The sequence below is a fragment of the Rahnella sp. 1L-D-7-B-C2 genome (assembly GCF_057290995.1).
Genome location: NZ_JBXAVQ010000001.1, coordinates 315,695 through 337,695, shown reverse-complemented (window position 1 = coordinate 337,695; position 22,001 = coordinate 315,695). Strand labels below are relative to the sequence as shown.

General features: G+C 50.6%; 18 protein-coding genes and 1 tRNA gene. 9 read left to right on the top strand and 10 right to left on the bottom strand.

Annotated features, from left to right (window positions below; translation table 11 throughout):
- Positions 1-8 precede the first annotated feature (8 nt).
- The 4 genes from AC0Z7K_RS01520 (at position 9) to AC0Z7K_RS01505 (ending at position 4,599) form a co-directional block, all read left to right on the top strand.
- Positions 9-860, top strand: coding sequence for a sugar ABC transporter permease (locus AC0Z7K_RS01520; protein WP_413528499.1), 852 nt, complete (start codon positions 9-11; stop codon positions 858-860).
- A gap of 5 nt (positions 861-865) precedes the next feature.
- Positions 866-2,077, top strand: coding sequence for a glycoside hydrolase family 53 protein (locus AC0Z7K_RS01515; protein WP_485612464.1), 1,212 nt, complete (start codon positions 866-868; stop codon positions 2,075-2,077).
- Between the two features lie 67 nt (positions 2,078-2,144).
- Complete coding sequence (locus AC0Z7K_RS01510; RefSeq protein ID WP_485612463.1) at positions 2,145-4,208, top strand: beta-galactosidase; 2,064 nt, start codon at positions 2,145-2,147, stop codon at positions 4,206-4,208.
- Between the two features lie 73 nt (positions 4,209-4,281).
- Complete coding sequence (locus AC0Z7K_RS01505; protein WP_485612462.1) at positions 4,282-4,599, top strand: PTS sugar transporter subunit IIB; 318 nt, start codon at positions 4,282-4,284, stop codon at positions 4,597-4,599.
- A gap of 271 nt (positions 4,600-4,870) precedes the next feature.
- On the opposite strand, the gene AC0Z7K_RS01500 is transcribed toward AC0Z7K_RS01505, so the two are convergent.
- Positions 4,871-6,127, bottom strand: coding sequence for a maltoporin (locus AC0Z7K_RS01500; protein WP_485612461.1), 1,257 nt, complete (start codon positions 6,125-6,127; stop codon positions 4,871-4,873).
- A 279-nt stretch (positions 6,128-6,406) separates the two neighbouring features.
- Between AC0Z7K_RS01500 and AC0Z7K_RS01495 the strand changes: the two genes are divergently transcribed.
- Both AC0Z7K_RS01495 and AC0Z7K_RS01490 read left to right on the top strand, forming a co-directional pair.
- Positions 6,407-7,477 carry a LacI family DNA-binding transcriptional regulator gene (locus AC0Z7K_RS01495; protein WP_413528504.1) on the top strand — a complete coding sequence of 357 codons (1,071 nt, stop codon included), beginning with the start codon at positions 6,407-6,409 and terminating at the stop codon, positions 7,475-7,477.
- A 51-nt stretch (positions 7,478-7,528) separates the two neighbouring features.
- Positions 7,529-8,011, top strand: a complete 483-nt coding sequence (locus AC0Z7K_RS01490; RefSeq protein ID WP_485612460.1) for a DUF805 domain-containing protein — start codon at positions 7,529-7,531, stop codon at positions 8,009-8,011.
- 151 nt (positions 8,012-8,162) lie between these two features.
- Here AC0Z7K_RS01490 and AC0Z7K_RS01485 read toward each other — a convergent pair whose 3' ends face one another.
- The 3 genes from AC0Z7K_RS01485 to AC0Z7K_RS01475 all read right to left on the bottom strand — a co-directional run bounded on the left by AC0Z7K_RS01485 (position 8,163) and on the right by AC0Z7K_RS01475 (position 12,180).
- A complete protein-coding gene (locus tag AC0Z7K_RS01485; RefSeq protein ID WP_485612458.1) occupies positions 8,163-8,861 on the bottom strand; it encodes a YopT-type cysteine protease domain-containing protein in 699 nt (232 codons plus the stop codon).
- 326 nt (positions 8,862-9,187) lie between these two features.
- A complete protein-coding gene (locus AC0Z7K_RS01480; protein ID WP_485612457.1) occupies positions 9,188-10,618 on the bottom strand; it encodes an EmmdR/YeeO family multidrug/toxin efflux MATE transporter in 1,431 nt (476 codons plus the stop codon).
- A 113-nt stretch (positions 10,619-10,731) separates the two neighbouring features.
- Positions 10,732-12,180, bottom strand: a complete 1,449-nt coding sequence (locus tag AC0Z7K_RS01475; RefSeq protein WP_485612455.1) for an AMP nucleosidase — start codon at positions 12,178-12,180, stop codon at positions 10,732-10,734.
- Positions 12,181-12,372: 192 nt separating this feature from the next.
- On the opposite strand from AC0Z7K_RS01475, the gene AC0Z7K_RS01470 reads away from it, so the two are divergent.
- Positions 12,373-12,909, top strand: a complete 537-nt coding sequence (locus AC0Z7K_RS01470) for a DUF2058 domain-containing protein (protein WP_413528509.1) — start codon at positions 12,373-12,375, stop codon at positions 12,907-12,909.
- Between the two features lie 9 nt (positions 12,910-12,918).
- Here AC0Z7K_RS01470 and AC0Z7K_RS01465 read toward each other — a convergent pair whose 3' ends face one another.
- Entirely contained in the window at positions 12,919-13,617 is a 699-nt protein-coding gene (locus AC0Z7K_RS01465) for an RluA family pseudouridine synthase (RefSeq protein ID WP_485612453.1), read from the bottom strand.
- 136 nt (positions 13,618-13,753) lie between these two features.
- A tRNA-Asn gene (locus AC0Z7K_RS01460) sits at positions 13,754-13,829 on the bottom strand.
- Between the two features lie 456 nt (positions 13,830-14,285).
- Between AC0Z7K_RS01460 and nac the strand changes: the two genes are divergently transcribed.
- Positions 14,286-15,212 carry a nitrogen assimilation transcriptional regulator NAC gene (gene nac, locus AC0Z7K_RS01455; RefSeq protein ID WP_485612452.1) on the top strand — a complete coding sequence of 309 codons (927 nt, stop codon included), beginning with the start codon at positions 14,286-14,288 and terminating at the stop codon, positions 15,210-15,212.
- A 73-nt stretch (positions 15,213-15,285) separates the two neighbouring features.
- Here nac and AC0Z7K_RS01450 read toward each other — a convergent pair whose 3' ends face one another.
- The 4 genes from AC0Z7K_RS01450 to AC0Z7K_RS01435 form a co-directional block, all read right to left on the bottom strand.
- Positions 15,286-17,073 carry a glycoside hydrolase family 19 protein gene (locus AC0Z7K_RS01450; protein WP_485612450.1) on the bottom strand — a complete coding sequence of 596 codons (1,788 nt, stop codon included), beginning with the start codon at positions 17,071-17,073 and terminating at the stop codon, positions 15,286-15,288.
- Between the two features lie 190 nt (positions 17,074-17,263).
- Positions 17,264-18,208, bottom strand: coding sequence for a LysR family transcriptional regulator (locus AC0Z7K_RS01445; protein ID WP_485612448.1), 945 nt, complete (start codon positions 18,206-18,208; stop codon positions 17,264-17,266).
- A gap of 198 nt (positions 18,209-18,406) precedes the next feature.
- Positions 18,407-18,958, bottom strand: a complete 552-nt coding sequence (locus AC0Z7K_RS01440) for a glycoside hydrolase family 108 protein (RefSeq protein ID WP_485612447.1) — start codon at positions 18,956-18,958, stop codon at positions 18,407-18,409.
- Positions 18,959-18,977: 19 nt separating this feature from the next.
- Positions 18,978-19,508, bottom strand: coding sequence for a winged helix-turn-helix domain-containing protein (locus AC0Z7K_RS01435; RefSeq protein ID WP_485612445.1), 531 nt, complete (start codon positions 19,506-19,508; stop codon positions 18,978-18,980).
- Positions 19,509-19,930: 422 nt separating this feature from the next.
- Between AC0Z7K_RS01435 and AC0Z7K_RS01430 the strand changes: the two genes are divergently transcribed.
- Positions 19,931-21,988: a glycosyl hydrolase family 18 protein gene (locus tag AC0Z7K_RS01430; protein WP_485612444.1), complete on the top strand. Its 2,058-nt coding sequence runs from the start codon at positions 19,931-19,933 to the stop codon at positions 21,986-21,988.
- Positions 21,989-22,001: the final 13 nt, after the last annotated feature.

Sequence of the window (22,001 nt, the reverse complement as noted above, 5' to 3'; positions counted from 1 at the left end):
GCAGGGTGATGAGTAAAAACAGCAGTATTAAAAGAAGTAAGTTTATCCGCCTGTCGCTGAGTTATTTCCTGTTACTGATCGTGGCGGTCATTATTATTTATCCGCTGATCTGGACCGTCGGTGCCTCGCTGAATGCCGGTAACAGCCTGCTCAGTACGTCGATTATCCCGGAGAACGTCTCTTTCCAGCATTACAAAGACCTGTTTAACGGTGACGTGAATTACGTCGGCTGGTACTGGAACTCGATGAAAATCAGTTTCCTGACCATGATCCTGACGCTGATTTGCGTCAGTTTCACCGCCTATTCCTTCTCGCGCTTTCGCTTTAAGGGGCGCAAAGACGGGCTGATGCTGTTCCTGCTATTGCAGATGATCCCGCAGTTTTCGGCGCTGATTGCCATCTTCGTGCTGGCGCAGCTTCTGGGGCTTATCAACAGCCATCTGGCGCTGGTGCTGATTTACGTCGGCGGCATGATCCCGATGAATACCTATCTGATGAAAGGCTATCTGGACGCCATTCCAAAAGATCTGGATGAATCAGCGCGGATGGACGGTGCGGGCAATTTCCGCATCTTCATCGAAATCATCATGCCGCTGTCGAAGCCAATTCTGGCAGTCATTGCGCTGTTCTCCTTCACCGGGCCGTTAGGGGATTTCATTCTCTCCAGCACCATTTTGCGCACGCCGGATAAATACACGCTGCCGATCGGCCTGTACAACCTGGTCGCGCAGAAAATGGGGGCGAACTACACCATGTATGCCGCCGGTGCGGTGCTGATCGCAGTGCCGGTCGCTATTTTTTATCTCGCCTTACAAAAATACTTCGTCTCCGGCCTGACCGCCGGCAGTACTAAAGGATGATCATCATGACTTTGCTGAATAAAAAGATTTTCAATAAAAGCACGATTGCCTGCCTGTTGCTGGCGATGTCATTTTCCTGTGCGGCAGAAAGCGTCAACATCAAAAAGGTCGCCAACGTTCCGGCAGATTTCATCAAAGGCGCGGACATTTCCACGCTGATTGACGTCGAAAAACACGGCGGTAAGTTTTTTGATCAGAACCACAAGCAACAGGACGCGATGGTTATCCTCAAACAAAACGGGTTTAACTACGTGCGCCTGCGGCTGTGGGTCGATCCGAAAGATGCGGCGGGTAAACCGTACGGCGGCGGCAATAACGATCTGGCGACCACGCTGGAACTGGCGAAACGCGCCAAAGCGCAGGGCTTCAAAATCCTGCTGGATTTCCATTACAGCGATTTCTGGACCGATCCGGGCAAACAGTTCAAGCCGAAAAGCTGGGCGAAGATGGATTATCCGCAGCTGAAAACCGCCATTCACGATTACAGCCGTGACGTGATCGCGCAGTTCCGCCAGCAGGGCGTGGTGCCGGATATGGTGCAGGTCGGCAACGAAATGAACGGCGGAATTTTGTGGCCGGAAGGCAAAAGCTGGGGCGAGGGCGGCGGTGAGTTTGACCGTCTGGCCGGGTTGCTGAATGCGGCGATTTCCGGCGTGCGGGCGGATGAGAAAGATCCGTCGAAAATCAAAATCATGCTGCATTTGGCCGAAGGCACTAAGAATGACACCTTCCGCTGGTGGTTCGATGAAATCAATCAGCGCAACGTACCTTACGACGTGATTGGCCTGTCGTTTTATACCTACTGGAACGGTCCGATTTCGGCGCTGCAAACTAACATGGACGACATCAGTAAACGCTACAACAAAGACGTGATCGTCGTGGAAGTGGCGTACGGCTACAGCACCCAAAACTGTGATGCCGCCGAGAACAGTTTCAACGAGAAGGAAGCCAAAGACGGCGGCTACCCGGGCACCGTGCAGGGGCAGGCCGACTTCCTCAGCGACATGATAAAAAGTCTGGTCGCCGTCCCGGATAACCGTGGCAAAGGGCTGTTCTACTGGGAGCCGACCTGGATCCCGGTTAACGGTGCGGGCTGGGCGACACCGGCCGGAATGACCTACATCAACGACCACTGGAAAGAGGGCAACGCCCGCGAAAATCAGGCGCTGTTCAGCTGTGACGGTCAGGTTTTACCTTCCATCAAAGTCTTCAACTGATTCCCTTTTCCCCGGTCACCTTGGCCGGGGAGCACTGTCTATTTCTTACGGATTTAAAGGATTAAGCATGACGAAATTCCCTCTTCTGAGCAGTAAGATTTCCGGTCTGTTACACGGCGCGGATTACAACCCTGAGCAATGGCTGGATCACCCCGATGTGCTGGTGCGCGATGTCGAAATGATGAAAGAAGCACGCTGCAACGTGATGTCAGTGGGGATTTTCAGCTGGTCAGCGCTGGAGCCTGAAGAAGGCTGCTACGCCTTTGACTGGATGGATCAGGTGCTAAACCGCCTGCATGAAAACGGTATTTCGGTGTTTCTCGCCACACCAAGCGGCGCGCGTCCGGCGTGGATGTCGCAGAAATACCCGCAGGTTCTGCGCGTCGGGCGCGACCGCGTTCCGGCGCTGCACGGCGGGCGTCATAATCATTGCATGAGCTCACCGGTTTACCGCGAGAAAGTGCAGCTGATGAACGGCCAGCTGGCGAAACGTTATGCGCACCATCCGGCAGTGATTGGCTGGCACATCTCCAATGAATATGGCGGTGAATGCCACTGCGACACCTGTCAGGGGCAATTCCGCGACTGGCTGAAAGCACGCTACGTTACGCTCGATGCGCTGAACAAAGCCTGGTGGAGTACCTTCTGGAGCCACACATACACCGACTGGTCGCAGCTCGAATCACCGTCGCCACAGGGCGAGAGCGGCGTTCACGGTCTGAATCTCGACTGGCGACGCTTTAACACCGATCAGGTCACGCGTTTTTGCAGCGATGAAATCCGTCCGCTGAAAGCTGAAAACCCGGCGTTACCGGCGACCACTAATTTCATGGAATATTTCTACGATTACGATTACTGGAAACTTGCCGGGGTGCTGGATTTCATCTCCTGGGACAGCTACCCGATGTGGCATACCCGTCAGGATGACATCGGTCTCGCGGCGTATACCGCGATGTATCATGACCTGATGCGCACCCTCAAACAGGGCAAGCCTTTTGTACTGATGGAATCGACGCCGAGTTTCACCAACTGGCAGCCGACCAGCAAACTGAAAAAGCCGGGAATGCATATTCTGTCTTCCCTGCAGGCGGTTGCGCACGGTGCGGATTCCGTCCAGTATTTTCAGTGGCGTAAAAGCCGTGGTTCTTCCGAGAAATTTCACGGTGCGGTGGTCGATCACGTCGGGCACATAGATACCCGCGTCGGGCGCGAAGTCGCAGAACTCGGCTCGATTTTAACGGCATTAGCGCCGGTGGCGGGCAGCCGTGCGGAAGCCAGAGTCGCCATTATCTTCGACTGGGAAAGTCGCTGGGCAATGGACGATGCCATGGGGCCGCGTAACGCCGGATTGCATTACGAAAATACCGTCGCCGACCATTATCGCGCACTGTGGGCGCAGGGCATTGCGGTAGACGTGATCAACGCTGACGGCGATTTACAGGGCTACGATCTGGTGATCGCCCCGATGCTTTACATGGTGCGCGAAGGCGTCGGTGAGCGCATCAGCGCCTTCGTTCAGGCGGGCGGTCGCTTTGTCGCAACCTACTGGAGCGGCATCGTTAACGAAACGGATTTGTGCTTCCTTAATGGATTCCCCGGACCGCTGCGTCCGGTGCTGGGTATCTGGGCGGAAGAGATCGACAGCCTGACCGATGACCAGCACAACAGCGTCGCCGGTGTCGAAGGTAACGTGCTGGGGCTCAGCGGCCCCTATCGCGCCTCGCAGCTGTGTGAAGTGATCCATCTGGAAGGGGCGGCGGCGCTGGCCACCTATGGCGACGATTTCTATGCCGGTAATCCGGCGGTGACGGTGAATCTGTACGGCCAGGGGCAGGCGTATTACGTGGCGTCGCGCAACGATCAGCAGTTCCACGCGGACTTCTTCACCGCGCTTGCCAAAGAGATGAACCTGCCGCGCGCCATCAATACGCCGCTGCCGGAAGGGGTTAGCGCCGCACGCCGTACCGATGGCGAAAGCGAGTTTATCTTCCTGCAAAACTACAATGCTGATAGCCAGACCGTTGTGTTGCCGCAGGATTATCAGGATATCGTTCACGGTGGAAATCTGCCGCGCAAACTGACGTTACCGGCATTTGGCTGCCAGATCCTGACGCGTAAAATTACACAATAAGTTTCACTCCTGACGTGCCGTGGGGAATATTCCCTGCTGCACGTTTTTTCATTTCTGCAAGAGAGGATTAATCATGGTCAATATTAAAGACTTTATGCATGTGTTCTCGGCGAAGAATAAAAACCTGAAAGATGAAGTACCGCCGTCCACCGACGTAGCGTTATTAATAGAGGCGCTCGGCGGACGCGATAACATTATAAATGTCGATGCCTGTATTACCCGTCTGCGTGTGAAGGTCAGAGAGTTAAAGCGCGTTAACTCCGGCGCTATCCAGCAGACCGGCGCAATTGGCGTGGTGATTATCGGCCAGGAAGTGCATGCGATATTCGGTAAGCAGTCCGACAGCCTGAAGAAACTGATGACAGATAAGTTTGGCTTACAGAGCAATTAATTTTATTTATCGGATTAAGCGCAATTAACCCTGAGTGAAATAATGAAAAAGGCAGCCATAATATCTGGCTGCCTTTTAATTTATCACAATACATTTATTTAATAATAACGATGCTGCTGTGCGGGTACAAAAAACGTCACGATCCCCTACAAGAGAAAATGCGTTAAACCCTGAGCATTTATAACAATGAGGTTATTTCTTAATATCATCAGACACAGATTTATTTTAATACGGTATTTCAGGCATAACGTTTACTTCATGAACAAACAACTTACCACCAGGCTTCAACCTGAACCCCAAAGTTCCAGGTGTCGGATTTGGTGTGATCTTCAAACGTATCGCCATGCTCTGAGTCATTCAGATATGACGCAAATACGCGCAGTTCAGGACGGGACATAAACTCAGGACCTGCTGCCAGACCCATCGCCAGGGTGTATTTCTGGCCGCCCTGTTTGTAGTTGGAGCCGTTCTTGTAATCGTCTTTCTGGTAGAAAGTACCGACTTCACCGATGGTACGCACGTAATCCGTCCACTGATATTGCGCGCGGCCAACCAGTGAGACCAGCTCGGTGGTGTCAGTGTATGCCGTGATGTTATCCGCATGACCGTAGGTCAGCACGTGGTTAAGGCTGAATTTGCTGGTGATCGGAATCAGACCGGTGATGATGCCGCGATAACCGGTGGCGTCATTGGTGTAGTTCCACATGTCATACCAGCCGCCGCCCTGGGAGATCATGTTCTGCGCCAGACCTTTGTCCGCGTACTGTAAAACCAGTTTGTTGTAGCCGCCCCACATGTCCTGACTGATTTCGCCGGTCAGCATCACGCCGTTATCCGCGTCGTACAGACCGCCGTACTCTTTTTGATCGTGCGTCAGGTTCGGCATGGCGTAGTCAGCACCGATTTCCATCCACGCGCCGTTCCACGGTTTGATCCCGGCATAACGCACGTCGATGTAGTTGATGTTGACGTCGTTATCGCCGTCGACGCGGTAATCCACGTCATTGGCATCGCCACGGATCCACGCCACAGACAGCGCGCCTTCGCCCAGCTTCAGGTTTTCCACCCCGGCTCCGGCTCCGGAAATATTCCAGTATTTGGTGTCGATGATGTGTAAATCATGGCGCTGGTAATAGCGTTTCCCGCCCCAGATCACCGCATCTTTATCCCACGGCACCAGCCCTTTGATTTGCAGGTTCAACTGACGCAGGCCGAACTGCGCGTCATCGTTGACGGTGCTTTCATCATCATTTGAGCCGTCGGAGACCATGCTGACCATGGAATCAACATAAAAACTCACATCATCTTTTTTATAAACTTCACTGCCCAGTTCGACTTCGCCGTAGGTGTCGTTTTCGTTGCCAAGACGACCGACTTTATTTTTCTGGAACTGTTCTAAGCTGCCGCTGCCGGAAACACCCAGCCCTGAGCGCAGATAGCCATGAAAATCAATATCGTTTGCCACTGCCGGGCCTGCCGTGATGGCGAGGGAAACCGCCACAGCCAGAGTGCGTAAGTTGTGTTTCATTCTTTTTCCTTATGATTGTATGACGTTCACATTTACGGAATCTATAAGATACCCAGAAACAATAATGATCAATTTTACACATCCTGAATTGTGATTTAGATCCAGAACTTGTGGTGTATAAATAAACGGGTAGTGATTTAAATCACAAGATTATGCAATGTTAACGTATAACTTATGCAGTGTTTGGTACGCCAGATTGAACTTTTAGATGAGATCCCGTAGTTTGAGTCGATTGATGTGGGGGTAAGCTACGTTCACGGGTTCCAGCAGGGAAAGAGAATGAAATCGAAAAGTTCGACGTTAGAAGATGTTGCCCGCTATGCCGGTGTGTCTTATCAGACCGTTTCGCGGGTTTTAAACAAGTCAGCCAACGTTTCTGACGCCACCCGTCTCAAAGTCGAGCAGGCAATTGAAGTCCTGCGTTATGTACCTAACCGTCTGGCACAGCAGCTGGTCGGTAAACAAAGTTTCACGCTGGGGCTGGTCACCACCTCGCTGGCGCTCCACGCACCTTCGCAGATAGCCGCCTCCGTCAAAAAATATGCGTATCAGGCCGGTTATCAGGTGCTGATTTCGATGATTGATGAGGACGTGAATCAGAGCATTCAGGACTCCATTAACGAGCTGAAATCCCAACGGGTCGATCGTGTGATCATCAACATCCCGCTGGAGAGCGATGAAGCGGAGCAAATTTATGAGAATAACCGCGATATTCTTTGCCTGTTTGTGGACGTCGATCCGACCAGTCCGGTATTTAACGTTTGCTTCAACCCCGCCGACGGTTCACGCGCCAGCGTTGAATATCTGCTGGAGCTAGGCCACCGGGAGTTCGCGCTGCTGGCGGGGCCGGAGGATTCGGTGTCATCGCGCCTGCGCCTGAAAAGCTGGCAGGAGACGCTGACGGAAAAGGGGTTACAGCCGGTGACCGTTATCCACGGTGACTGGAGCGCGAAAAGCGGTTACTACAATGCATTGCAGATGCTGCGTGAGACGCCGCAGTTTACTGCGGTGCTGGTGGGAAATGACCAGATGGCGCTCGGCGTGATAAGCGCCTTGCATCAGCACAATGTCGCTATCCCGCAGCAGGTGTCGATCGTCGGCTACGATGACACCTACGATAGCGCGTTCTTTCACCCGGCGCTGACCACGGTGTCGCTGGACCTGGATTTGCAGAGCAAAGAGGCGGTAGAACGGCTGCTGGCGACAAATAATGACGTTACGGTCTCCAAAGTGTTACCGGCAAAGCTGGTTGTGCGTAATTCCACCCGTGCGCCGGGTGAACAGGACAAAGACCTGAACCAGATCGCCGATCAGCTGGATAAACTCGCTTCGCAGTTGCGCGGCCAGTAAGAAACGGTTTAAATCCCTCAGACTTTTAAAAAGACAAAAGGAAATGAAGGAATGACCTTATGGCAGTGTTATTTACAAGGCTGGAAAGGCTATGTGAAATTTGCGGGCAGGGCGACCAGAAAGGAATTTTGGGTCTTCACGCTGGGTAATATCTTGTTAATGATTTTGCTGGTGATGGGCACCATTTCGTTCTTCTCCATGGCGGGGGATCCTTACATCGGCGTGCTCTATGCCGGAATGGCGTACAGTCTTTTCGCCCTCTTACTGGCGCTGCCTCTTCTCGCCGTCGGTATCCGCCGTATGCACGATATTGGCCGCTCCGGTTGGTGGTTTGGCGGCGTCTATCTGGTGGGTGTTATATCGCGGTTACTTAATATCATCCTGCTACAATATGCTGCGCAGGAAACTTACGCCGTGATGAACGTGGTGCTGGGCATTCTGCTTGGCTGGATCCCGCTGCTGGGGATTATTTACCTCTGCTGCCAGAAATCTACGTCTGCGGTGGATTTGCAAAAGCAGGTTATTGCTGACTAAAAAGTTAACAGGCGTTTGTGGTCAGGTATGGGGCTAGCCCTTATGACGCGGACATCGCAAACGCCGTTAGCTGAATTATTTTCCCTGATATTTCAATGATAATCGACGTGGGAATATCGTCCCTTATTATAATTGCAATAAATTACATTAATTAACGAACATTAAAGCAATGGACATAAAGTTCATTGTATGATGGATATTCATTACGAATAAATGATTCGATAAATCGGGCCATAGCAGCGCCATTGGCTTTGCGATAGGGTAATATAAATTCACCCAGATTTGGATCGAAAAAGTGAATGGTACCCTGACCAACTCTCAACCCTAAAACATGCCCTCCCGTAGGGGAATTAATGATGAATAAATATCCAATTTTGGTATTTAGATTGGACACTACATCCCTACGTAAAGAGTTATAGCAATTATTTAAAGGAACCTTCCCGCTTTTAATATGAGTAACGTCGTTATTTTTAAGTATTATTTTATGAATATCCAGTATTATTATGCCCCCGTGATACCATCCATTTTTACAGTTAGATATTAGTTGTTCTTGAAAATTATGATTTCCACGAATCACACTTTTACCGGCTTCACTTGCGATATAGTGAGTAAATGAAGTCCATTGGCTTCCGGCGATAAGGTAACAAGATGCTAATCCCGCGCAAACGCCACCTTCCAGGCCATAAGACGTTACTTCTCCTTTTTCATCATAATTATTATACGTCCAGGCTCCTTTTCTTGTTAGCGGATTAATACTATCCCACTGATTTTTAGTTATAAACTCATCCTGCTGGAAATCGTTATGTCTTCCTCCGAGCAGGATAAGAAGATTTCTGGTTTCATTTCTCATGTGCACCTTAATTAATTATTAAATTAGATTGAGTTAACTATGGGTAATTAACATTCATGATATGGCGAAAACTATAATGATGAGTATATGTAAAGCAAACCCCTATTAACTTAATTAATAATTAAGTAATTTAAAAGTATTTGATTTCAATGGTTTGTATTTTTTTTGATATTTTATTGATCTAGGATCTTTATTATTTGTGGATGTAGGGTGCCTGAAGTGGGAAGGGGAAATATTTTTTTATTATCAGGTGATTGCTGATTTGGCCACTGTGGTTAAACGAAAAGAGTGCCCCCCACCAACGATGCCGGCGGAGGACACAGAGGCTATTGCGTTCTCTTCGATTTAGGATACTTCCACAGCCAGCGACCGCTGGCCATGCGCCAGTAGAAGAAGACTCCGCGCACGATCCAGTCGAGGAACATGCCCAGCCAGATGCCCACGACGCCAAAGCCGAGCACGATGCCGAGGAAATAGCCGACCACAATGCGACAGCCCCACATGCCCACCATCGATACGTACATGGTGAAGCGGGCGTCACGCGCGCCTTTAAGACCGGCGGGCAACACCCAGGATGCGGCCCAGAACGGCATAAACGCGGCATTCAGCCAGATCAGGATTTTGACTACGTCAATCACGTCTTCTTCGTTGGTGTAAAAGCGAGCCAGCAGGCCTGCGAAGGGCACCGATAGGAACGCCAGTACGCATAGCCCGAAGGTGGAAAGCCAGAAGATGTGACGCAGCTGGCGCTCGGACTGGGCGATTTGCCCCTTGCCCAGCCGCGTACCGACGATAATGGTCGACGCCGAGCCCAGCGCGTTCCCCGGCAGGTTTATCATCGCGGCAATCGAGAAAGCAATAAAGTTACCTGCAATCACGTTAGTGCCCATCCCGGCGACGAAAACCTGCGTCAGTAATTTCCCGCCGTTAAACAATACGGATTCGATACTGGCGGGAATGCCGATACCCAGCACTTCGCGCAGGATATTGGTATTGAGCCGCTGGAAGTAACTTTTCAGCGAGATTTTCAGTGCCGGATTAAAACCCACCATCAGCACATAAATCACCGCAATCGCGCCGATGTAGCGCGCAATGGTCAGCCCGAGGCCCGCCCCGATAAAGCCCAGTCCGTTCCAGCCGAAACAGCCGTAAATCAGCACGCTGCTGATCACCAGATTGAGGATGTTCATGCCGCCGTTCAGCAGCATCGGAATTTTGGTATTGCCCGCGCCGCGCAGTGCACCGGAGCCGATCAGCGCAATCGCCGCTGCCGGATAACTCCAGCTGCTGATTTGCAGGTAGGACAGCGCCATCTCTTTCACTTGCGGTTCTGCCTGACCGGCGATCATGTCGATAATCACATGGCCGGAAAACTGTAGCGCCACCGCCAGCAGCACCGCAAAGACGGTCATGATCGCCAGCGACTGACGCGCCGCCGCGCGGGCGCGTTCGTGATCAAGTTTGCCGAGGCTGAAGGCGACCACCACCGTCGTCCCGAGATCGACGGCGGCGAAGAACGAAATGATCACCATGTTGAAACTGTCTGCCAGCCCGACGCCCGCCATCGCTTCTTTGCCCAGCCAGCTGACCAGAAACGTACTCAGGACACCCATCAGCAGAACGCAGGCATTTTCGAAGAAAATAGGCACGGCGAGGGGCGTGATTTCACGCCAGAACAGGGTGCGGTAAGAACGCCGTTTCAGATACCAGGGCGTGCGCTCGATGGCTTTGCGCAAAGAGACGATGACGTTTTGCAAGAGAATTCCAGATGCCAGAAAGTAGAACAGCGTTTTAATTTATGATGGTAAAAGACTCTGCATTATGCAAAGTCTTTTTTAAGAAGCGGGGTAATTAAAGTGTTAAAAAACAATTATCGGAAAGGCGGTTCGTTAAAGGTACGTAATTTGCGTGAATGCAGATGATCACCCTCGGCGCGCAGCAGATCGATGGCGCAGATACCGATTTGCAGATGCTCTGAGATCGCCCCTTCATAGAATTTGTTGGCCTGACCCGGCAGTTTGATTTCGCCGTGCAACGGTTTATCAGACACGCAAAGCAGGGTGCCGTAAGGCACGCGGAAGCGGTAACCCTGCGCGGCAATCGTCGCACTTTCCATATCCACAGCCACCGCGCGGCTGAGATTAAAACGCAGCGCCGAGGCGGCGTAGCGCAGCTCCCAGTTGCGGTCATCAGTGGTCACCACCGTTCCTGTGCGCAGGCGTTGTTTCACTTCCTCACCCGGCATGCCGCTCATCTTTTTCGTGGCGTCGTACAGTGCGCGCTGCACTTCAGCAATACTCGGGATCGGGATATCCGGTGGCAGGACGGCATCAAGAACATGATCATCACGCAGATAAGCATGCGCCAGAACGTAATCGCCGATCGACTGTGTTTCGCGTAATCCGCCGCAGTGACCAATCATCAGCCAGACGTGCGGGCGTAATACAGCCAGATGATCGCAAATGGTTTTGGCATTCGCCGGGCCGACGCCGATGTTCACCAGCGTTATACCCGCACCGTCGCGGGCAATCAGATGGTAGGCGGGCATCTGATGCTTTTTCCACGCCAGATCCGAAACGGCCTGTTCCGGATAGAGTGTATCGGCGGTAATAAACACGCTGCCCGCACAGGCCAGCGCTTCGTACGGACTGTCCGGATCGGCAATCTGCGCGCACGCCCAGCTGACAAATTCATCGACGTAACGGGTGTAGTTGGTGAACAGCACGTACGGCTGGAAATGCTCAATAAGCGTGCCAGTGTAATGGCGCAAACGCGCGAGGGAGAAATCAGCGCGCAGCGCGTTAAAATGCGAAAGCGGGAAGGTATCGCCGGGATAATACAGACCGTCTGCGGTTTCATCGCCAATTTGCGATAGCTCTGTGGTCGGAAAATGTTTCGCCAGCCCGGCGCTCATTGAGCGGTCGAGCATTAAATCAGAACCGTCGATGACGTAGGAATAGGGGATCTCCTGCTGCGAGGGTACAACCTCAATCACCGCATTATATTCTTCCTCAAGCAGTGACAGCTGCTCGATCAGATAACGGTGGAACAGTTCCGGGTGGGTGATGGTGGTGGCATAACGTCCGGGGTGAGAAAAGCGGCCATAGGCGCGGGTAGGATTTTTAGCGGGCGTTACGCCGTCCCAACTCACCCGCAGTTCCGGGTAAACGAATAATCCCGCTGCGCGCGTCGCCACGTCCGGCAGCGTGCCCTGAACGATGAAATCTTTAATCGCATCCCGCAGTGCCGCGACCGAGTTATTGTACATCTCTTCGAGTTTATCAATCACCTCTACAGCGGTAAGTGACTTGTTATCCATACGCTTTTCCTTTTTTCTTCGTTCATCATCAGGTCACTCTAAATATGGCGGGTCTGGCCGGTGACGCCAATGTTTAATTGGTACGGGAGGGGTAAAAATCACGCGGTACAGTGTTCAGCCCCTGCAATCTGGCATAGCATCAAAAATTACAGGTATAATCCCGCACATTATTCAACGGATTTAGAAACGAACATGACAAAACTTACCTTACAAGAGCAGCTGCTAAAAGCGGGATTAGTGTCCAGCAAAAAAATGGACAAAGTCCAGAGAACGGCAAAAAAATCACGCGTTCAGGCCCGTGAGGCCAGAGAAGCGGTGGAAGAGAATAAAAAGGCGCAGATTGAGCGTGATAAACAACTGAGCGAGCAACAAAAGCAAGCGGCCTTGTCGAAAGAACATAAAGCTCAGGTAAAGCAGCTGATTGAAATGAACAAAATCGATTCAAAAGGCGATATCGGCTTTAACTTCACAGACAATAATTTAATCAAAAAAATCTTTGTGGATAAGACCACTCAGGCTCAGCTGATCAGCGGCCGTCTCGCTATCGCCCGTCTGCTGGTCGAGAGCAGCGGCGAAAGCCAGTATGCGATTATTCCCGCCAGCGTCGCCGATAAAATTGCCCAGCGCGACGCCAGCAGCATTGTACTAAACAGTGCGCTGAGTCAGGAAGAGCAGGATGAAGAAGATCCGTATGCTGACTTTAAAGTGCCCGATGATTTGATGTGGTAATCGACGTTTTCAGAACGGGCTGTCATTACGGGCAGCGACCGGCTCTTGGCTGACCGGATGCACAAAATGCAGCTCACTGGCGTGCAGCATCAGCCGCGGTGTCCGTTCAGTGCCTGGCAGCAGGAGGCCACCGTAGAGGTCACAGCCTAAAATAGGGTGGCCGAGCTGCTGGCAATGGATGCGCAGCTGGTGCGTACGACCGGTTTCCGGGATGAGATCTACCCGCGTCAATGGCAGTAACTTTCCATCTTCCCGCTCGTGATAAATCCGCTCAGCGACCCGATAACGGGAGCGGGCGGGTTTGCCCGTCATTGCGCAAATCGACATCAGCGGAAACAGCGCCGGATCTTTGGCAATCGCCGCGTCTATTATCCCTTCGTCTTCATCCAGATGTCCGCACAGCAGGGCGCTGTACACTTTGGTCACCGTGCGGTTGCTGAACTGCTGGCAGAGTGCGGCGTTTATTGCCTTATTGCGGGCAACCACCATCAGCCCGGACGTCCCGAAATCAAGACGGTGGACCAGCGTACAGCCGGGGAACAGCTTTACCAGCCGGTGATGCACTGAATCGAGGTTTTGCGGATTCTTTCCTGAAAGGCTGAGCAGCCCGGAAGGTTTGTTGATCAGCACCAGATGATCGTCCTGATAGAGGATATCTATCTGGTCATGGCACGGCGGGGCAATAAAAGTATCGATAATGGCTGACATCAGACTGGCCGGAAGGAAAGTGGGGGGCGGATGATAACGAATTTTACGGCGGCTGACGAATCATGCCCTTAACTGTCTTCCATAAAATTACAAAAGCAAAAAGCCCTCTTAGTTTCCTAAGCGGGCTTTTCTAATATGGCTCCTCTGACTGGACTCGAACCAGTGACATACGGATTAACAGTCCGCCGTTCTACCGACTGAACTACAGAGGAATCGTTGGAACGGGGCGAATAATAACGACTGCCCCTGTGCATGTCAAAGGGGAAACTGCATAAATGTGTGCGTTTGCTGATACTTTGCTCAAGTTGTTGAGAATAGAGTCAAAAAGGCCATTTTTTAGCGTTGCACAGGGGCAGGAGGCCACATTTCACCGGTGGTTATTAACCCTGCTAATTGATAAGGCTGACCCATAAGAATGCATTATGTTGGTGCAGCACACGCGAAAATCCCCCTGCTTTTACCTTTCTTTTTCTCTGTGCCAGGCTTTTCTGCGAACGTCCTGCGATAGTTTTCTCTTATGTTCTGCGGCGTTGTCGCGGTCAGGTAGGGTTTTTCTCATCCAAACCCGAGATTGGCGCAAATCTTGCTTTTATCAGACCTGCTAATAAATACACCGTTCGACTTTTTATAGTTCAGGGCACCCCTTACCGCGCAAGATGGAGGCAGAGATGAATCTCAGACGTTTAAAGTACTTCGTGAAAATCTTCGATATCGGCAGCCTGACGCAGGCCGCTGAGGTTCTGCATATCGCCCAACCGGCGCTGAGCCAGCAACTGGCGACGCTGGAAGGTGAATTGCAGCAACAATTGCTGATTCGCACCAAGCGCGGCGTGACGCCTACCGAGGCCGGTAATATTCTTTATTCACATGCGCAGGCGATATTACGCCAGTGCGAGCAGGCGCATTGCGCGGTGAGCAGCGCAGGGCAGTCGCTGAGCGGGCAGGTGTCGGTCGGGCTGGCGCCGGGAACGGCGGCCTCGCAGCTGGCGTTGCCGCTGTTGCAGGCCGTCCGCGAGCAGCATCCGGGCATTTTGTTGTATCTCAATGAAAATTTCGGCACGGCGCTCGGCGAAATGGTGCTCGATGGCCGCATGGACATGGCGGTGCTTTACGGCGCACGCCCTGAAATCGGGCTGTGCAGCCAGCCGCTGATGAAAGAAGATCTGTATCTGGTCGGCACGCATGCCGTACCGAATCCGGGAAAATACGTTGATTTGAGCGATGTGGCAAAACTGAATCTGTTCATGCCGCGTTCTTATAATGTGATGCGTCGTCTGGTGGACGATGCGATGGCGATACGTCGTCTGAGCGCCAACGTGATTGGTGAAATCGAATCCTCGGCGACGCTGACCGCGGCCGTCGCCAGCGGTCTGGGGGCGACGATTTTGCCGGAATCTGCCGCGCGGGCGATGACAGGCCCGGCGAAAGCCTGGATGTCCTGCATCAGCAGCCCTGCCATTCAGGTGCCGTTGTCTTTATGTGTTTCTGAAACGCTGGCGCTGTCACAGGAGGCGACGGCGGTGAAGAAAATTCTGCTGGGATTGGTTCAGGAACAAACGATACCGGTGCTGGAACCGATGCTGGCGGCAAGCTGAATCACGAAAAAATGGGCGATCACCGATCGCCCATTTGATTTTCCCCGGTCAGGAGTGACCGTAATAACAAAGACTACTTACAGGCTTTTATTTCCTTCCATTGCGACCACTCACCAGTGAACTCCGGGTTACCGGGCTCATTGTTTTGTGTCCAATAGTTAGCCAGATACTCCTTGCCTTTCCACACAACGCTTTCACCACCGTAATAGATTTTCTCTGCGTCCCAGTTATTTGCACAACTTGTTCCCGTTCCGCTATCCGGCAACGGCTGAACCTGCGGCGTCACCGTGAGCGTATAAGCAGCCACGTTACTTTTCTTGCCGTCAGAGACCGTCAGGTTGAAGGTGTACTGTTTTTTCACCGTCACAGTTGGGGCAACAAAACTGATGCTGTCGCGGTCGGTGCCCTCAAGCGTGGTGCCGTTGGGCAAGAGCCAGGTGAACGAAAGTTTGTCACCGTTGGCATCGCTTGATGCCGAGGCATTAAGGGTTACGTTTGCCTGACTTTCCACATCACCAATTGGACCGGTCAGTACCGCAACGGGTGCCACGTTGGTGTCCGTCGGGGTTGGATCCGGTGTTGGTGTTGGTGTCGGATCCGGCACTGGTGTAACTGGCTCTGCTTTACCGGAGTCATCGACAATCGTCACGTTGAAGAAATGCTGCACGCAGCGCTGGTAGTCGCCCTCTTTGAACGCGGAGAACGGCGTCTGGTAACCGACTAACTGACAGGAATACGTTGAGCCTGTCGGCGTGGTCGGGTCCCATCCCCAGTCCTGTTCCCAATACTGCGGCAGAGCACCGGAACCGCCTTCGTCGAACTGTTTCATGTTCTTACAGCCCAGCACTTCATCGGCGGCGATCGGCACCTTCAGGTAATCAGCTTCACTTTTGTAGTAGGAGATACGGTTTTCGCCCTGAGCAATTTCAGTCGGGCCGCCGCATTCCACACCGCCGTTGATGATCTGAATGGTGACGCCGAAGCCCGGCACCAGGCCGTTGGCTTTATCGTGGTCGTTCGGTACCCAGGTTCCGTCGATGACGTGCAACATGCTTGGCTTAGGTGCCTGCGGGGTAACGAAGAAGAACACGGCGCTGGCGAGGTTTAGCCAGGTGTCCGCCACCAGCTCCGGTTTATCGAGCAAGGTTCTGACGGTGCCAAACATCGCATCCGAGAATGGGCCATAATTATAGTTATAGGAAAGTTGCTTCGCGCCACGGCCAAAGTAGCTGACAAAATCACCTTGCGCATCTTTGCCGCAAGGCCATGTCTGCCCCTGCCAGACATCCGGATTACATTCGCCGTTATAGCCACCTTTCTGGCCTTCAACCCAGCCCATTTCCCGCAGCCATACCAGCCCCTGTCGCCATTCGGCTTCAGGACGCCAGTTTTCATGCCCACCGGTTTCCTGCGCGAAGTGCGCAAACATGGTCGCCAGCCCTTTGCGGCAAATGGCATCGGAATCCCGCCCGTCGGTGTAAGTGCCGCACACTGCCGGGAATTTGCCTATCGCCTTGAGGAAGTTTTCGTAGCTGTATTCTGGCGCGCGCAGCGGGAAGATATATTCCCATTGATCTTTGCTGAGGATTTTTTCAACCCGTTTCACGTTATCGGGGTTAGCTGCGCGTCCCGGCGCAATTTTTTCAACGGAGTCGTTATCGAGCGTGCGGATGGACGCCTTCACTTCCTGCATCAGCGGATTTTGCGTCAGTGAGGCTTCTTTTTTGACCAGATCACTTTCTTTTATGACATAGGGTTCAGAGGTGGCGGCAGTATCGTCCGCAATAGCTATTGATGAACCTGCCAGAAGGCAAGACAGGGTAATGAGATTGAGGCAGAGCTGGGGCTTTAATCTGTGCATAGTTAATACCCTTAATACATTGCATTAAAAACAGAAATACGGCTCTTCAGCGTGGATATAATTATATGTCAGTCGGAAACTGACATATAAAGAGTAGTGCTGACTTGATTATATAACGATTAAAATAACAACATATTTCATCATAAACTCTGTGTGATGCTGGCTGTGTGGTTAATTAAATAATTCATTTTTATTGACAGGTTTCTACGGCCTTGAGTGAAGAAATAATATGATTGACGCCGCGAATTTTGGTGGTGCGTGTGACAAAGTTTGCATATGTTTTTAATGTTTCATGATGAATGTCATTAGGTAAGGGGAAGATAACTAATTTGCTGTGACGTTTATCAATAAAATATTCTGCGACTTTGGTAGGGAATATGGCGATCATATCACTGCGTTCAATAGCGGCAATGATGCCATTGAGTGAGGACGAGTTATAAACCACTTTTCTCATATTGTTTTTATTATTTTGCACATGCTGGTTACTGACTGAAATCAGTTTCTTTGCCTGACTTTCACTGTGGCAATAGACAGCATGAGGTAACGTATAATAATGTGAAAGTGTAAAGTTTTTTTGTGAAGCCAGTAAGCTGGTGTCGCTGCACACCACCACGAAATCATCGACGGAGTCAATTTCGACGGAAGTAATACTGCTGTGATGCAGCGGGAAATTACTCAGAACAATATCATTACCAGACTGCAAAAGGTTTCTCACGCATTCATCATGGTTAAAGAGGGTTGCATTGGTGAAAGCGAACAGAGTTTCCTGTAAATCATCTTGTTGATGCAGACGTTGAAAATAAAAACTTTCGATCAAATCGGAACACATGACTCTGACAGAGGACACTGTTTTTTCGTGATTTTTGGCCTTGTGCACCACATCATCAATAATGCACATGGCATGTGAAAAAGATTCATGAATATCCAGCGCGGTTTGTGTGGGTTTCATCCCCTGAGCCGTACGGATAAAAAGTTCAACGCCTATGTAGCGTTGCAGCTTATTAATCGAGATGCTCACCGCAGAGACTGAAAGTTCCAGTTTATCGGCAGCGCGGGAAAGGCTGCCGGAAACTATCACTTCATTCATTATCTTGATCAAGTTATAATCAAATTCATTTATGTTTTCGTAATTCATTACTTTTCTCCGTAACACAGACAGGGAGTCAGCATCATTCACATTGTGACGCTATAAATAAAGTAAAAAAATCTCAAAATATCATGGCATTGCTTTAATTTGATAACTGTGTTGAATAATTAATTAGCAGGTGAAACCCTTTTTACATCACAAGTGAAAGTCTGTGACTGCGATTATTAATATAAGGAATGCTTATGTTTATGTGTTGCTCAGACGAACCCGGCCTTTCATCCAGCCATAGATAAAAGATTCATTACTGGCTTTATTCTCTGCTAAATCCAGATAGCGTTGTCCCTGACTGCAATTGAGTGAGGTGACAAGCACGGCATCACCTTCCTGGCCGCGTACTTTGAGAAAAGCAGATAACGCATCGAGGGTGAGTGGCCCTATTTTTCCGTCTACGCTAACGTCAGGATAATAGCGAGCTTGTTGATTGTAGGCATTGAGCCAGCGCTGTAACCACTTAATTCCAACGGACGGTCCCATATTGGTTCCTGTATCACATAGCTCAAGTGCCAGTGCCGGAGAGAGTGCATTGACTTTGTCAAATCCTGGCTGATACCAGTAATTTTTCTCAAGTATGGCGTAAGCCTGATCGCGGGTAAAATCTTTCATATCTCCGGTATAGCCATTCTCCCTCGCCGTTTTTTCAGTGATCCCCCAATGGGTAGCACCGCCCGGGTCGTCGGGGTGATTGACATAAGCACCTTCGTTTTCCAGTACTGCATCTATCACGGGATTAGTCGACATGGTCAGGCCCTCGGTAGTGTCAGATTGTCAGAGCCAGATATGCACCCACGCCAATTAAAAGCAGGGAAGCGATCAGGCTTATTAACAGTGGTTTATAAGATAATTTGCGTTTGGGGATCTTTTCCTGAATAACATCAATGCTTACCGACGTATTTACCCGAATTCCAGATTTAGGCACGGTGATAAACAATTCATCCAATCCTAATGTTTTAAGATCACGACGAATTAAATACAGCGTTTGGGTCAAACTGGCATCGCTGGTAAAAGTACTTCTCGCTCCCCATAACGCATAAGATATCGCCGATTTCTCGATAACTTCATCTTTAGCATGTTCAATGATAAAGCTCAGGCAGCGGGATCTCATTGTTGTCAGTTTAATATTCATACCGTTATTTAGAGTCTTGAGTTCTTTGGTTCCTTCATTGAATACGTACTGACCATTAATAAGATAAACACTCATCTTTAAACTCTCTCCAGGCCGGTGATTGAAAATATCAGAAATCCACTTTTCGATAGGATTTATCGTATCTGGTTTTTTAAAATTCACCATGCTCAATCAGATTATTATGAGTAATTTTAGATAAGTTGTGATCTGTTATAAAAAATGATGCCCATTTTGAGTGAAGCTAAAAATACTTTTGAGTCTTACTCAAAATGGAAATAATAAAAGATATAATAATTCAAGTTGAGTCGTGTACTTTATTAACATCATTTGTCTCACTACAGAGTCACTGTCATCTCAGTCTGTCCGACCTACTATGTCGATGATTTAATCAACAATTCCCGGTCTTATTCACCCTTTTCGCTATTTACAGTACCCTCAGAATTAGAATTGATATTCATCAATGTCATATCATTGCTGTCATAAATATTTTTGCTGAATGATGATTTGAGAGAAATAACATCCTCTCCAATTATAGACCCAACAGCACGACGCTGTTAGACCCTTAACTTTTTATTCAGGAAACTTATATGACAACCAGTAAATTGATCCAGACTGATTCCCTGACTGACAAATCTTATAAAGCAGACGGCTTTGATGCGTCTAAAGATACAGCGAAATACAGTTATACCTCTGCCCGCGTCGCTAAACCGGTTTACAACAAGTATGACACTACCAACAAACCGAAAGTCTTCGGTTACTACACCGACTGGTCACAGTACGACAGCCGTCAGACCGATGGCGATGACACACCCGCAAACCGCGGCCGCGGATATGATTTAGCCAACGTCAGCCCGACGGCGTACGACAAAATCATTCTCGGCTTCCTGGGCATCGTTGGCGATACCACCGGTGAGAAAGCGGACGTTATTGCTCGTGCAGCCACCAGTTTACTTAAAGTGAACAACGAACCGACTTTCCTGGATCCGTGGGGCGACTTCCATACCAGCAGCAACGTGGGCCTGGCCGATTCCGGCTGGGTGGAAATGGACGTGAATTCCGCTACACAGGCGACGGTAAAAGGTATCGTCGGTGGTCTGCGTGATTTACAAGCGAAAGCCAAAACGCTGGGCCATACCCTGGCGCTGTCGATGAGTATCGGTGGCTGGACCATGAGCAGCGGTTTCCACAACATGTCGCAAACTGCCGCAGGCCGCAGCACCTTTGCAAAAGGCGTGGCGAAACTGTTCACCCGTTTCCCGATGTTCTCCGAAGTGGATATCGACTGGGAATATCCGGGCAACGCCGGTAACAACAATGCGTACAGCGATACCGATGGTGCGAACTATGCATTATTGCTAGCTGAAATCACCAAAGAGCTGAAAGCCATTAAGCGTACTGACGTTAAAATCAGTATCGCCAGCTCCGCCGTGGTGGCGATTCTGGAAAAATCCGATGTTTCTACGTTGCTCAAAAATGGTCTGTACAGCATCAACGTCATGACTTATGACTTCTACGGTACGCCGTGGGCGGAGCAACTGGATCACCACACTAACCTGCATGCACTGGTAGAAGGCGGCTGGGGCGTGGACACAATCGTCGATTATCTGTTGGCGAAAGGCTTCCCGGCTGATCGTATCAACGTGGGTTATGCCGGTTATTCACGTAACGGTCAGAATGCAGTTCTGGAAAGCTACTCTCCGCTGAAAGGGACGTACACCCCAACGGCAAATGCAGAAACGACCGGGACATTTGAAAGCGGTTGTAGCGAATGGTATGACCTGATCAATAACTATCTGGATCTGGAAAACCAGAAAGGCCGTAACGGGTTCAGCGTTTACACCGATCAGGTGGCCGATGCTGATTACCTTTACAACAAAGACACCAAACTGTTCATGTCCCTCGACACGCCGCGGAGCGTCCGCGCCAAAGGGCAATATGTGGCGAAAAAAGGCCTTGGCGCACTGTTCACCTGGACTATCGATCAGGACAACGGCGTGCTGGTTAACGCCGCGCGTGAAGGTCTGGGCTGCACCGTGACTAATCAGGTCATCGATATGGCACCGTTCTACTTCGATGGTGTCAATATTTCGGGCGAAGTACCGGATGAGGATAAACCTTCGACTAACACTGCGCCGGTTGCTGACATTCAGCTGCAGGTCATCAGCGGTTCGAAAGTGCGTCTGAGCGGTGCCGCGTCAAGCGATGCTGACAACGATTCCCTGACCTACAAATGGAGCGTTCCAGCCGGAATTTCTCCGAGCAGCACTACGACATCGACTATTACCTTCATTGCGCCAACCGTAGTCAGCCGTGCAGAGTTCTCATTCTCTCTGACGGTTACGGATTCTAAGGACGCGTCTTCCGTTGCCAAACAGTACACGCTGGTGGTGTTTGGTGAAGAAGTCGTGGAGCCTGTTGTAGATCCGGTTGTAGATCCGGTTGTAGACCCGGTAGTTGACCCTATTGTAGATCCTGTGGTTGACCCGGTTGGCAAATATGACGAGTGGGTCTCCAGTAAGGTGTACAACACCGGTGATAAAGTCAGCCATAAAGGGAAAGACTACCAGGCTAACTACTGGACTCAGGGTAACGAACCGGGCGATGCCCAGTTCACCGGTGAATGGGCGCAGTGGAAATTACTTTAACAGTTCGATGCAA

What these genes read in the sequence shown, in the direction of transcription:
- AC0Z7K_RS01520 (WP_413528499.1), top strand. Translation starts at nt 9, where the DNA reads ATGAGTAAAAACAGCAGTATTAAAAGAAGTAAGTTTATCCGCCTGTCG.
- AC0Z7K_RS01515 (WP_485612464.1), top strand. Translation starts at nt 866, where the DNA reads ATGACTTTGCTGAATAAAAAGATTTTCAATAAAAGCACGATTGCCTGC.
- AC0Z7K_RS01510 (WP_485612463.1), top strand. Translation starts at nt 2,145, where the DNA reads ATGACGAAATTCCCTCTTCTGAGCAGTAAGATTTCCGGTCTGTTACAC.
- AC0Z7K_RS01505 (WP_485612462.1), top strand. Translation starts at nt 4,282, where the DNA reads ATGGTCAATATTAAAGACTTTATGCATGTGTTCTCGGCGAAGAATAAA.
- AC0Z7K_RS01500 (WP_485612461.1), bottom strand. Translation starts at nt 6,127, where the DNA reads ATGAAACACAACTTACGCACTCTGGCTGTGGCGGTTTCCCTCGCCATC.
- AC0Z7K_RS01495 (WP_413528504.1), top strand. Translation starts at nt 6,407, where the DNA reads ATGAAATCGAAAAGTTCGACGTTAGAAGATGTTGCCCGCTATGCCGGT.
- AC0Z7K_RS01490 (WP_485612460.1), top strand. Translation starts at nt 7,529, where the DNA reads ATGACCTTATGGCAGTGTTATTTACAAGGCTGGAAAGGCTATGTGAAA.
- AC0Z7K_RS01485 (WP_485612458.1), bottom strand. Translation starts at nt 8,861, where the DNA reads ATGAGAAATGAAACCAGAAATCTTCTTATCCTGCTCGGAGGAAGACAT.
- AC0Z7K_RS01475 (WP_485612455.1), bottom strand. Translation starts at nt 12,180, where the DNA reads ATGGATAACAAGTCACTTACCGCTGTAGAGGTGATTGATAAACTCGAA.
- AC0Z7K_RS01470 (WP_413528509.1), top strand. Translation starts at nt 12,373, where the DNA reads ATGACAAAACTTACCTTACAAGAGCAGCTGCTAAAAGCGGGATTAGTG.
- AC0Z7K_RS01465 (WP_485612453.1), bottom strand. Translation starts at nt 13,617, where the DNA reads ATGTCAGCCATTATCGATACTTTTATTGCCCCGCCGTGCCATGACCAG.
- nac (WP_485612452.1), top strand. Translation starts at nt 14,286, where the DNA reads ATGAATCTCAGACGTTTAAAGTACTTCGTGAAAATCTTCGATATCGGC.
- AC0Z7K_RS01450 (WP_485612450.1), bottom strand. Translation starts at nt 17,073, where the DNA reads ATGCACAGATTAAAGCCCCAGCTCTGCCTCAATCTCATTACCCTGTCT.
- AC0Z7K_RS01445 (WP_485612448.1), bottom strand. Translation starts at nt 18,208, where the DNA reads ATGAATTACGAAAACATAAATGAATTTGATTATAACTTGATCAAGATA.
- AC0Z7K_RS01440 (WP_485612447.1), bottom strand. Translation starts at nt 18,958, where the DNA reads ATGTCGACTAATCCCGTGATAGATGCAGTACTGGAAAACGAAGGTGCT.
- AC0Z7K_RS01435 (WP_485612445.1), bottom strand. Translation starts at nt 19,508, where the DNA reads ATGGTGAATTTTAAAAAACCAGATACGATAAATCCTATCGAAAAGTGG.
- AC0Z7K_RS01430 (WP_485612444.1), top strand. Translation starts at nt 19,931, where the DNA reads ATGACAACCAGTAAATTGATCCAGACTGATTCCCTGACTGACAAATCT.